General features: G+C 61.4%; 9 protein-coding genes. 1 reads left to right on the forward strand and 8 read right to left on the reverse strand.

Annotated elements, in window-relative coordinates; translation table 11 throughout:
- Positions 1–2: 2 nt before the first annotated feature.
- The 7 genes from DKY63_RS03995 to DKY63_RS04025 all read right to left on the reverse strand — a co-directional run bounded on the left by DKY63_RS03995 (position 3) and on the right by DKY63_RS04025 (position 10,161).
- A complete protein-coding gene (locus DKY63_RS03995; RefSeq protein ID WP_110962893.1) occupies positions 3–1,433 on the reverse strand; it encodes a hypothetical protein in 1,431 nt (476 codons plus the stop codon).
- Between the two features lie 180 nt (positions 1,434–1,613).
- Complete coding sequence (locus DKY63_RS04000) at positions 1,614–2,324, reverse strand: TetR/AcrR family transcriptional regulator (protein ID WP_110962894.1); 711 nt, start codon at positions 2,322–2,324, stop codon at positions 1,614–1,616.
- A 3-nt stretch (positions 2,325–2,327) separates the two neighbouring features.
- On the reverse strand, positions 2,328–3,494 hold the full coding sequence (locus DKY63_RS04005; RefSeq protein WP_162634852.1) for an acyl-CoA dehydrogenase family protein: 1,167 nt from the start codon (positions 3,492–3,494) through the stop codon (positions 2,328–2,330).
- Positions 3,495–3,615: 121 nt separating this feature from the next.
- Positions 3,616–4,764, reverse strand: a complete 1,149-nt coding sequence (locus tag DKY63_RS04010) for an acyl-CoA dehydrogenase family protein (protein ID WP_110962896.1) — start codon at positions 4,762–4,764, stop codon at positions 3,616–3,618.
- Positions 4,765–4,789: 25 nt separating this feature from the next.
- Positions 4,790–7,282 (reverse strand): efflux RND transporter permease subunit, encoded by a 2,493-nt coding sequence (locus DKY63_RS04015; protein ID WP_110962897.1) that lies wholly within the window; start codon positions 7,280–7,282, stop codon positions 4,790–4,792.
- Complete coding sequence (locus DKY63_RS04020; protein ID WP_110962898.1) at positions 7,282–8,367, reverse strand: WD40/YVTN/BNR-like repeat-containing protein; 1,086 nt, start codon at positions 8,365–8,367, stop codon at positions 7,282–7,284. The genes DKY63_RS04015 and DKY63_RS04020 overlap by 1 nt, the downstream gene beginning before the upstream one ends.
- Positions 8,368–8,466: 99 nt before the next feature.
- On the reverse strand, positions 8,467–10,161 hold the full coding sequence (locus DKY63_RS04025) for a DUF1302 domain-containing protein (RefSeq protein ID WP_110962899.1): 1,695 nt from the start codon (positions 10,159–10,161) through the stop codon (positions 8,467–8,469).
- A 221-nt stretch (positions 10,162–10,382) separates the two neighbouring features.
- Here DKY63_RS04025 and DKY63_RS04030 point away from each other — a divergent pair, with 221 nt between their 5' ends.
- The gene (locus tag DKY63_RS04030) at positions 10,383–11,453 is read left to right on the forward strand and encodes an MBL fold metallo-hydrolase (RefSeq protein ID WP_110962900.1); all 1,071 of its coding nucleotides are present in this window, start codon (positions 10,383–10,385) and stop codon (positions 11,451–11,453) included.
- A gap of 154 nt (positions 11,454–11,607) precedes the next feature.
- On the opposite strand, the gene DKY63_RS04035 is transcribed toward DKY63_RS04030, so the two are convergent.
- A complete protein-coding gene (locus DKY63_RS04035; protein ID WP_110962901.1) occupies positions 11,608–12,351 on the reverse strand; it encodes an SDR family NAD(P)-dependent oxidoreductase in 744 nt (247 codons plus the stop codon).
- Between the last annotated feature and the right edge of the window lie 70 nt (positions 12,352–12,421).

Below are 12,421 nucleotides of genomic sequence, written 5' to 3' on the forward strand. Positions count from 1 at the left end.
GCTCAGCCTTCCAGGGTGTTGAGGAAGTCCATCGCTTCGCGATGGGACTGTTCGGATGCGGCGCAGGTGATCTTGTCGTCCCCGCCGTTCTTTTCGCTGTAGCGTTGGATCGCACCGACCACGTAACGGCTGTGGCGGCCACAGGTGCAGGGCTCATCCCACTCGATGGTGACTTCGTCGCCGGTGATGAAGCCGCCCCAATGGATATCTGCGCCGAGATCAAAGAACGCCGCGCGCCCGGTCTGACGGCCGTGTCGCGGCAGCGGCTTACTGGTTTCGGGATCAAGCAGGAAAGGAATCGCGGTGTGCGAGAAGTGGTAGTTGCCCTGCTCGCATTTGAGGTGCGAGCCGCTGACGACCTCCGACATTGCATAGGACTCGTTAAGCGTCTTCACCCCCAGAAAGCGCATGACGTCTTCGCGCCAGTTCTCGGGTGGCACGACCCCTTTGGCGCCGCCGGTGGTGATGATGTAGGAATCGGCATGGAACACCCCTTCAAGGCCACGCTCCAGACCGGCCACGGCCATGTTGTGCAGCAGATTCCAGGTGCCGCCGATATACACGCGCTTGCCCTTCAGGCGGGTAGCGATGTCATCGAAAAATGCCGCCAGGTGCTGTGGCATCTCGGCCTGTTGCTGATCGAAGGTTTTTTTCTTGGCCAGCAGCTCTGGCGCCACCACCAGGCGATCCAGCGTGCCATTGGCATGGGCGGCCCGCAGTCTGGCACCCAGGCGCAACACGTCGCTGGACAGGGTCGACGGATAAGCCGGGTGGAAGTGTGAGAGATCGGGCAGCAGCACCCGCACCAGCGAACCCATGCCGCGCAGATGGCTGAGGTAGCCTTTGCGGTAGTACGGATACGCGGTGTGCAGGTCCGGGTCCGGGGTATCCGCGCCGTTCATGTTCCAGGCGTAGAGTTTGCGTACCTGGGAAGCTTTTTCGAACTCACGGGCGCTACAGGGCAAAAAAGACAGGGTGCCGGAGGTGCCCGAGGTGTGGCTCAGGCACAACTCGGGTATGGCGCTGTCCATGGTTTCGAACCAATCGTCGAGGCCTTTGCAGGAACCGACATCGACCGCGGCGATTTTTTCCGCCAGCTCAGGAAGCACCAGTTTGCCCAGCCATTTGTTGATCGCGGCAAAATTGTTCTTTTCCAGCAGTGATGGCGGGTAGGACTTGAACAGAGTGTGCTCGAACAGCAAGGGAACGACGTCGTCCAGTTGTTCGATGCTCTCGATGCCCTCGGCATCTGCCAGTTTTTTCAGGACCGCGACACGGTCGCGCATCTGTGCGAAACGGCGCTTGAGCCCGGCCAGCTGTAGCTTATTGATCTGTTCGGCCGGCATCTGCTTCCAGTTTTGCAGGTTATGCCCGACCAGGGCCGCCGGATCGCTCAGCAGCAGTTCGACCTGTTCTTCTATTGTTGTTGTCATGGGACAGTCTCCGGGAGTTCACTGGTTCGTGCCTGACCGTCTTTGCGCAACGGTCTTGATGGCGGACTCAGTTTAGGGGCGCGCAAGGCAAAACCATTTCCGGATTCCGGTACCCGAAAAATCAACGTAAGTATCTGTTATATATTGGTAATGTTATTTTCTATGGATAAGCGATGCGGGTTATTCCGCATCTGGCGTGGTCAGCAGCGCATGGAGCATGCGCGTCAGTAGGCGAACGGTGTCGTCATCGAGCAGGTACTCGGGATTCTCGATCATCAGCGCCCGGGGTAAAGCGGTGACGGCCTGGTAGGCAAGAAAACCGGCTTTTTCGCGGTCACGCACCAAAACCTGATCGGTAAAACGCTGCACCAAGGCCGGAATGACCATCGAAATCCAGAAGCGCTCCGGCTTGACGATGTCCAGACGCACCAGCTCTCCGTAGTGCGCGCTCTTGAGGCTCAGCTCCGAGTCGACCTGCAACCAGCGATGCAAGGCGCAAAGGCCGGTGCGCAACACCAATTCGATGCCGTCGCAGAGGGTGGCGGTATCGGGCAACGCATGGATGCTGGCGATCACTTGCTCACGGACATCGGCGCGATAGTCCTCGAAAATCGCGCCGATCAGCGAATCGATGGTGGGGAAGTATTCGTAGATCGAACTGATCGCGACGCCCGAGTAGTCGGACAATCGGTAGATCGACAACGCCTCGCGCCCTTCCCCTTCGAGGATCTCCCGCCCGGCGGTTTTCAGGGCGTCGACCAGGGCAACCGAACGCGCCTGCTTCGGTTGTTTGCGTGGCCTGGCGGGCAGTTCCACCTGAATGTTGTCTTGGCAAGGAGAGGACGCCACCTTCTTCTCGTTGCCCGGTTTCAGGAGGCCTCGGCGGGCCATGGTTCAGGGCGCCACGACGTTGAACGTCGGCTGGATGCTGATACCCATGAGCGCATTGGCGATCGAAAATTTTTGCGCGTCTGTCAGGCCATTCGGAGACGGCAGTACGATGGACTCGCGCACAAGGCGCTCGAGGTCCAATGCCGCGCTCAGCTCCTTTCCACCGGGCAGTTGCAGCGCATTCTGGCAAGCCTTGAGTGCGGTTTCGCTCGCCAGCCAGCGGGCCATGCTCGCCTGAAGCTGGCAAGGGGTGCCGTCATCGATCAGCGAATAGGCCCGCAAGCACATGAGCCTCGCCGCTTCGAGTCGAGTCGCCATCTCTGCAATCCTGAGGGCCGCCAGCGGTTGGGATGCGCAGGAGCAGCCAGGACTGTCGGGGAGTTGCGCGGCGGCAATGCACGCCTCCTGCACGGCCCGCGTCAAACCAATCGATAACAAGGCTGCGCAAACGTCGACCTGTTCCAGCAGCCTGGTCTGACGTTCCAGGCGGTTCTGTTCTTCCCAGATAACCTGGCTGACAGGCAAGCGCACGTTGCTGAATGACACTCGGGCGCTGAACATGCCGTTCAGGGTGGGCCTGTCGAGGATTCGCGAGGTATAGCCATGTTGCTCACGCTCTACCAGTACATGACACAGCGCCCCTCTCTCAGTGCGCACCTGGGCGATGAGAAAGTCGCAGTACAAACCATTACACACTTGCTCATGCGCACCATTGATCACCCAACCGTCGGCCGTTTGCCAGGCATTGACACCCCCTTCTGCCTGGGCATCGGTCTGTGGCAGGTAAAAACCGGCGAAGCTTCTACCTGCCAGCAAGTCCGGCAAATACTGGTCGCGCAACTTTTGCTGCGCCACAGGCAAGTCTGCCAGTACGCTCGCAACGAGCATGTTGCCGATGACACAGTGGGCGACTTCGCATGAGACTACACACAGTTCCTCAAGCAACATGGCCTCGGTGATGACGGAGAAACCCATGCCACCAAAAGCCGGCGCGATACTGGCGCCGGGCAAGCCGAACTCGGCAACGCCCTGGGTGATTTCGCGCATCCTTTCCGCAGGGATGGAACGACCCCGAAACTTTCGAATCACGGGCGTCACCTCCAACGCGAGGAAGGTACGGAAACTTTCCACCGCCTGTCGCTGTGCATCAGTCGCTTTCTGCATCTTCATGGTCTGATTCCCTGCCAATGGTCGCGAATCCATCGGTACATACGAGTCCGGCATTCAGTAACAGGTTATTTGCTACAGCTGCCGGGCGCCCCCCTCCCAGTGGAGGGGGCAGGCACAGTTTTCAGCCCAGGCTGCGTGCGATGATCAACTTCTGAATGTGACTGGTGCCTTCGTAGATCTTGGTCACCCGCACATCGCGGCAATAACGCTCAACCGGGAAATCGTTGAGATAGCCATAGCCGCCATGGATCTGCAGCGCGTCGGAACACACCTTTTCCGCCATTTCGCTGGCAAACAGTTTGGCCATCGATGCTTCCTTGGCGCAGGCCACCCCTGCCTCGCAAAGCCGCGCGGCATGCACCATGTAGTGGTGGGCGACATCGACTTGCGCCGCCATGTCTGCCAGGTCGAATGCCACCCCTTGCAGCTGGATGATCGGCGCGCCATAGGCCTCGCGCTCCTTGGCGTAGCCCACTGCCGCCTCCAGCGCTGCGCGCGCGGTACCGGTGGCAACGGCGGCAATGGCCACCCGTCCTTCCGACAGCGACCCCATCACACTGCGATAGCCGGCCCCTTCCTCACCGAGCAGATTCGATACCGGTACCCGGCATTGTTCCAACTGGATCTGCGCAACGTGGGCCGAGCGCTGGCCCATCTTGTGCTCCACCCGTGCCACGACATAACCGGGGTTTTGCTGCGGGTCGACGATCAACAGGCTGCTGCCCTGCTTGCCGGCCGCTTTGTCGGTCACCGCGAGCACCAGGCCCAGGCCCGCTTCGTTGCCGTTGGAGATGAATTGCTTGCTGCCATTGATGACGTAGTGCTCGCCTTCGCGCCGAGCCTGGGTACGGAACGCTGCCGTGTCGGAGCCGGCGTGGGGTTCGCTGAGCAAAAAGGCACCGATTCGCTTGCCACTGGCCAGATCCGGCAGGTACTTGCGCTTCTGTTCTTCATTACCCAGCCGCGCCACGGCCAGGCCCACCGAGTTGTGGACGTGAATAAGGGTGGCGAATCCGGTGTCGGCGGCAGCGAACTCCTCGATGGCCAGGCAGTACTCGACAAAACTGGCACCGGCACCGCCATATTCTTCGGGGATAAGCATGCCGAGAAAGCCCAGTTCGGCAACGTCTTGCAGCTCACGGCGGGGCCAGGCGGCGCTACGGTCACGTTCGGCCGCCGTGGGGGCAACGACCTCTGCGGCCACCTTGCGCGCCGAGTCGCGGATCATGATTTCCTGTTCGCCGAGGAACGCTGCGGATGTATCGCTCATGGTGATTCCTTATGAATTCAGAGGGTCAGACAGGGTTCGGATCGGCCTGTACGGATTGCACAGTCCGGGCCTTGGAGGGGTTGCCGACTGACGTCTGCGTGGTCGCCGGCATGACCACCGGTGAGCCGGTGACATGCACATCCCTGAGCAGGAAGTGCGATAGCGCCGGGATCAAGGCCAGGGCGCCCAGCATGTTCCAGAGGAACATGAAGGTCAGCAGAATGCCCATGTCAGCCTGGAACTTGATGGGCGAGAACGCCCAGGTGATCACACCCGCCGCCAGGGTCACGCCCACCAGCGCCACGACTTTGCCGGTAAAGCGCAAGGCATGCCGGTAGGCTTGTGCCAATGTGTCGCCAGCGCGTTGACGGGCCAGCTGAATGCTCAACAGATAAAGGGCGTAGTCGACGCCGATGCCCACCCCCAGCGCGATCACCGGCAAAGTCGCGACCTTGACGCCCATGCCCAGCAGCACCATCAACGCTTCGCAGAGAATCGAGGTGATGACCAGCGGCACCACGGCCACCACCACCGCGCGCCAGCTGCGGAAGGTGATGAAGCACAGCACGATGACCGCCGCGTACACGTACATCAGCATGGTCAGGTTGGCCTTCTTGACCACGATGTTGGTTGCCGCTTCGATCCCGGCGCTGCCGGCGGCCAGCAAGAACTGGCGGTCTGGCGTGCTGTGCGCGGTGGCGAAGGCTTGCGCGGCCTGTACCACTTGATCCAGGGTCTGCGCCTTGTGATCGGAGAGGTAGGCCACCACCGGCATCACCGAGCAGTCGTTGTTGAATAGCTCAGGGTTGCTGGTGCTCGCGGTCCGTGCTGCGTAGTTGAGTACATCCTGGTTGGGAGAAATCGACATCCACTTAGGGCTGCCCTCGTAGGAGCCCGCCGTAATCTTGCGCACCGCATCGGCCAGAGACACCGTGCTCTGCACCCCCGGTACTTGTTGCAGGACCCAGCCCAGGCGATCGGCGTCGACCAGGGTCTGGTACTCCAGACAACCTTCAGCCTTGGTTTTGACGATGACCGCGAACTGATCCGAAGACAGCGAGTACTTGCTATTGATGTAGGCGTTATCCAGGTTGTAGCGCGAGTTGGGCCGCAGTTCCGAGGCCCCGGCATCCAGATCGCCGATCTTCAGATGGGTGCTGACAACGAAGCCTGCCACCGTCAGGAGCGCCGAGCCCAGCAGCAGTGCCGTCGCCCAGCGACGCTCGGTAAAGCGCTCCAGCAAACGCCAGATCCCGGTCGTTTCACGCTGCTCTTTGCGCAGGCTGCGCGCCGCAGCATTGGGGCTGACGCCGGTGTAAGACAGCATCACCGGCAGCAGGATCAAGTTGGTGAACACCAACAGGGCAACACCGATGGACGCCGTGATCGCCAAGTCCTGGATCACCGGAATATCGATCAGCATCAACACGCCAAAGCCCACGGCGTCGGCCACAAGCGCCGTGACCCCGGCCAGAAACAGACGCCGGAAGGTGTAGCGGGCAGCGACCAGCCGATGGGTGCCACGGGCCACGTCTTGCATGATCCCGTTCATTTTTTGCGCGCCATGGGACACGCCGATGGCGAACACCAGGAAGGGTACGAGAATCGAATAAGGGTCCAGCTCAAAACCCAGGCGCGCGATCAACCCTAGTTGCCACAACACGGCGATGCAGGAACAGCCCAGCACCAGCGCTGTGCTGCGCACACAACGGGTCCAGGCAAAAATGATCAGCGCCGCGATCACCGCCGCCACGGCGAAGTACAGGATCATCTGCTGCAAGCCATCGAGCAGATCGCCTACGACCTTGGAGAATCCGACAATGCGAATGTCCAGGTCGGCGCTGCCCTGGGTGCCGGAGAACTGCGCGCGGATACTTTCCAGGCGCTTGGACAATTCCCAGTAATCCAGCGGCTGACCGGTGTTGTTGTCCTTGTCCAGCAGCGGCACGAAAATCATGCTGGAACGGAAATCGGTGCCCACCAGATTACCCAGCAACTGCGCCCGGCCGATGTTCTGGCGCAAGGCATCGATGCTGGCCTGGGAGCCGGTGTAATTGTCGGGCATCACCGGACCACCGGCGAAGCCCTCTTCGGTCACCTCGTTCCAGCGCACCACTGGCATCCACAACGACTTGACGTTGGCCCGGTCGACGCCCGGCGTCAGGAACAGCTCATCGTTGATGTGCTTGAGCGCCTGTAGATACGCGGGGTCAAAAATATCGCCAGAGCGGTTTTCCACCACCACGCGCACGGCATTGCCCAGGCCCTTGAGTTCGTCGCGGTTCTCCAGAAAGTTACGGATGTACGGCTGATTCAGCGGAATGGTTTTCTCGAATGCGGCATTGAGCGTCAGGCGCGACGAATCCCAGCCGAGAATGATCGAGACGATGCCGCACAGCAGGATGACCAGCAGGCGATGGTTGAAGATCAACCGTTCCAGACGACTGCCCGACTGATGATTGAAATCAGCAATGTTGCTGATGGACTGCAGGTTGTCGCTGGCGTTGTGGCTACCCATCACAGCTCTCCGACTTTCTTGTTCTGTTGCAGGCTTTGCACGCGCACGCCACCCAGTCCGGCCAGGGCGATCGCCCCATCGCCAGCAGATGCCAGTGCAAAATTGGGTGCTACACGGTCCAGCGGGACACGACTGAATGTCGCCCCACGATCAGTGGAACGAAGCAACTGACCGGTCTGGCTGGCGAGCAGGATCGAACCGTCTTCGGCGATCAAGCCACTGGTGATGCCTTCCTTGATGCCGGTGTCGACCGTGCTCCAGCTTGCCCCGCCATCAAGGCTGCGCAAGGCATTGCCGCGCAGGCCGTAGACCAGCACCAGATGGTCATCGCCGAGCAGGCCGAACAGCGTGCCCTCGTAAGGCAGTTCGATTTTGACGAAGCGCTGGCTGACAGGATCCAGCTTCAGCACCAGACCTTGTTCGGCGACCATGAACAACGTGCCGGCTGCCGGACGCATACCGTACAGGTGCATGCTGCGCGGGTTGTCGACACAGTCCTGCCAGGCGGTCCAGGTTTGGCCGCCATCCTCGGTGCGCAGGATCAGGTTGAAGGCGCCGGTCACGAATCCCCTGCGTTCATCGGTAAACCACACGTCCAGCAGCGGTTTATCGGCGCCCTGGGTCGCGAACAGTTCAGCATCCTGCTTCAGGCGCTGCGCCTCCGGGTCATCCGGGTTGGCGGGGTTGCCATACTGCTTGAGCAGGATCCGGGCGATCTGCTGCCCATCGAGCTGTTTGGTCCAGGTTTTGCCCGCGTCGGTGCTGTGCAATACAACGCCTTCGTGGCCAACGGCCCAGCCCTGGCTGGCATCGGGAAACGCCAGCGCCGTCAGGTCGGAGCTGACGGGCACCTGGGCCTGGGTCCAGCTCGCGCCGTTGTCTGAATAAAGAATATGACCGCGCTGGCCGGCCGCGATCAGCCGTCCCCCGGCCTTGGCCAGTGCGTTGATGGGTGCCTGGATCGCCTTGGCGCTTTGCAACGCAGGTGTGTCGAGTGGCGAGACGAAACCCGTCTGGGCGAACGTCGGCAACGCCAGAAGCGTGGCAAGTATCAACAAGGGTGGCCGCAAGAGTTGTTTGAACACGTTGTCACCTCACATCGGGTGCGCGCGAGCGCGCATTGCTCCAGCGGCGGTCCGCATCGGGACCGCCGTGGGCGGACTTGCAATTGACTCAAGCGCGGCTCAGAGCGTGGTCTTGAAGGTGAAGAACACCGCGCCGCGATCTTCCAGCAGCGCCTGGCTGCCGCTTGGCGTCAGGGCCGCACCGGTCACAGGGTTGGTCGAGTAGTCACCGAAGTAGTCCACGTACTTCAGATCGAAGCGGTAGCGACTGTAGAGGTCCAGCCCCAGGCCCACCGCGTAGCTGCCGGCGTCCTTGTTACCGCCGGAAGCGACCGCCGAATTACCCGAAAGGCCCTGGGAGTAACTGATTGGCATCGACAGGTCGCCGCCGGGGAACACCTGATACCAGGTCGGGGTGAAATTGACGGCAATGCCATAGGCGTCACGGGACACTTCGTCGATGTTGCTCGGCACTGCCTTGTAGGCGGACGAGCCCTTGAACAGGTTGAGCGGGTCGTCATTGACCGAAATCCAGCGGCTCCAGGTCAGCTCGGTCGACCAGCTGGCGCTGTCGAACAGCGGCGTCGGGCTGACCGTGCCGATTGCATTGAGCACACCGTGCAGGGTGTCGCCACGGGCGCCGAGAATGTCGCCGTCATCCGGCAGTTGTGCGGTCGAGGTGATCCGCGCCGCCGAACTGACCAGCGGCATGTTGTGGCGATAGTTGAGGTCGGCACCGACACTGATGCCGCCGATTTCCTTCGACAGGCTGATGCCATACATGTCGATCTTGTCGGCGTAGTTGAGGAAATACTGCGGCCGGGCATTAGCCAGCAAGATCACTTGCGGCAGGGTGTCGGAGAACTGACGCACGTAGAATCCCAGGGTGCCGTCCAGCCACTCCGGACTCCATCGAGTCATCACGCCCCAATCTCCGGAATTGCGCGGCTCGATGTCGTCGCCATGGATGGCACGCAGTGTGGGGCTGAGGATGAACGACTCGCCACCTTGTTGGTAGATATCAGCGAAACCCAGATAGCTGCCGGATTCGGGAACTCGCGAAGGCCGCCATTCGAAGAAATACTGCGCAGCGAAAGACCACTCGGGGTTGACTTGCAACTGCGTGGAAATCTGATTGCGCGGCAGGTACAGCTCCTTGGCCTCGATCCCCGGCAGGGCCAACGCCTTGCCCTGATCCAGTGGCGCCTGACCGTAGGAAATGCCATGGATGGCGCCAGCGCCCAGCAACGATTCACCCCAGTTCACGGTATGGCGGCCCAGGCGGGCCTTGAGCGGCATGTCGCCGAGCTGGGTTTCGCCAAAGACAAAGGCGTCCATGATCTCGCCGGACGGGCCTTCATAATAGCGGTCTGTATAGCGGCTCAGTCCCAGGGCCGGTTTACCGTCGGAGCCAAGGTGGTTGGAGGTGGCGACGCTGTCGTTATCCAGATTGCCGGCATAGGCGTCGTCATACCAGAGGGCGGCACTGACGCGCGCGCCGTACATTTGCTTGTAAATGAGATCCGCCTCACTAAGCACGTCCAGGCGATTATTGACCAGGCTGTGCTTATCGAAGTTGCGATCGCCGTCGTCGTTGTTCGGGTTCGCCAGGATCGCCTTGTCCTGCCCTTCGGTACGCATACCCAGGTTGTAGCGCAGGGTATTGTCCCAACGCAGCTGGATGTCGTCGTTGCCGGTATCGATCTCGACCGCAGCGGCGCTGCCGCAGGCAATCGCGCACATGGCCACGACCGTTGCCTTCAATGCATGAGAACTGGTGGGATGACTTTGATTCGATTTGTTCTTGTTATTCATCTGGGTGCCTCCTCCCCTGGGTTGAACCTGGACATCCAGGTTCGCAAGCCACTCAATCAGTGATCGAGTGCTTCGCAGGGTGCCAGCGTCGGGCCGCTGTCCTCCCCCCCCTTTCTGAAAGGGGGGTGCACCCCTACCCCCCTTCGGTAGCGTCTGGTACATCGAGCCGATTGCGCACCTGCACCGGATGCGCCGGCGTTGAACACAGACGGGAGAACACCATGACCGACGACACACCGACCAGCGCGGGCGCGCCGATCAGCTACCCCTTCGCCACGCCGCCCTTGCCTGGCGTACCCGAGCAGATAGCGCCGGGCGTACAGTGGCTGCGGCTGCCGCTGCCGGTATCCCTGGGCGCCATCAACGTCTGGCTCCTGGCCGATGGGGCGGGCACCGCGCTGGTCGATACCGGTATTCAGGACGATCAAACGGTCGCCCTTTGGCACGCGTTACTCGAAGGCGTGCTTAGCGAGGCTCCTCTGACCCGGGTGATCGCCACCCATCTTCATCCGGACCATGTGGGAATGGCCGGCTGGCTGACACGACAGACCGCCACTCGCTTGTGGATGACGCGCCTGGAGTACCTGCAATGCCGAATGCTGACCAGCGACAGCACCCGCCCGGCACCTGAAGAAACCATGGCGTTCTACCGTCGCGCCGGTTGGGACGAGCAGACCCTGGAGCGTTTTCGCCAACGCTTCGGCGGTTTCGGCCGGATGATTTCACCCTTACCCGACAGCTACCGACGTATTCGCGACGGTGAGCGGCTGAACATCGGCGGGCATTTCTGGGAAGTGGTGGTGGGCTCCGGTCATTCACCGGAACACGCTTGCCTGTACGACGCAGACCGCAAGCTGCTGATATCCGGCGACCAGGTTCTGCCGCGTATCTCGTCCAACGTTTCGGTGCAACCGAGCGAGCCGGACGCCGACCCGTTGCAAGACTGGCTTGAATCCCTGGCAACGCTGCGTCGTTGCGTGCCAGATGATGTGTTGGTTTTGCCATCGCACAACAAACCTTTCCGTGGCCTGCATGTGCGGATCGAGCAACTGCTGGCGGATGCCCATGGCGCACTGGATCGACTGCGCGGGGGGTTGGGCGAGCCCAGACGCGTGATCGATCTGTTCAGACTGCTGTTCAGCACCGCCGTACGCAGCGACGACCCCACCCGCTTCACCCTGGCGACCGGCGAGACCCTGGCCTGCCTCAATCACTTGTTGTTGCGTGGTGAGGTCAGCGTCGAACTGGATGATCAAGGTGTGGCCTGGTACCGCAGCATCGCCCCGCGGTAATCCGCACGGCCCGAGGGTGACGAGCGAGCTTGCTCGCGTTGGGCTGCGTAGCGGCCCCAAAAGTCCGCCAGCCAGCGCGATTTGTGAGTGCTACGCACTCAAGCGGGAGCAAGCTCCCTCGCCACAGGTTTTTGCCGTTATTTGTGTCAGCAGATCAACGGGTACCGCACTGAATATCCAGGGTCAGTGCATTGAGATAGGCGTTCTCCACCACATGGCGCACCAGCGCGGCAAATTCCTCCGGCAGGCCCATGCGCCGAGGAAAAAGCAGGCCGTTGACGATGGTTTCGGAGACTTTCGCCGGCATGCCCGCGGACATGCCGGACTCGAACAGACCCGGTGCCAGGCTCACCACGCGGATCCCGTGTTCGGCCAAGTCACGGGCGATCGGCAAGGTCATGCCGATGACCCCGGCCTTGCTCGCACTGTAGGCCGCTTGCCCCATCTGCCCCTCACGCGCAGCACCCGACGCCGTGTTGATGATCACCCCGCGCTCGCCACTGTCATTGGGTGTGTTTGTGGACATGGCCAGGGCCGCGTGGCGGATCATGTTGAAGGTACCGGTGAGGTTGACCCCCAACACCCGGTTCCACAGCTCGGTTGGAAACAACTGGCCCTTGGAAAGCGTCTTGCACGGCCCCAGGATCCCCGCGCAGTTCACCGCCACATGCACCGCGCCAAAGCGTTGCACCACCGCGTCGATAGCTGCCTTGACACTGGCTTCGTCGGACACGTCGACGGCGATGCCGACCATGCCATCCAGCGCTGCATCAAGCCTCTGTTGATCCAGATCGAACCCCACCACCTTCGCCCCGGCTGCCGCCAGCGCCTTGCACGTGGCCAGGCCAAGCCCCGATGCCGCGCCCGTGACGACGGCTACTTTATTATCCAGTTTCATCGTGATTCCTTCGTAAGTGCCCAAAACGGGAACCGGGAAGATCTTAGAAAACAAGGCTGCACTCTCGTCC

This window comes from Pseudomonas putida (assembly GCF_003228315.1).
In the GTDB taxonomy this organism is placed as follows: domain Bacteria; phylum Pseudomonadota; class Gammaproteobacteria; order Pseudomonadales; family Pseudomonadaceae; genus Aquipseudomonas; species Aquipseudomonas putida_S.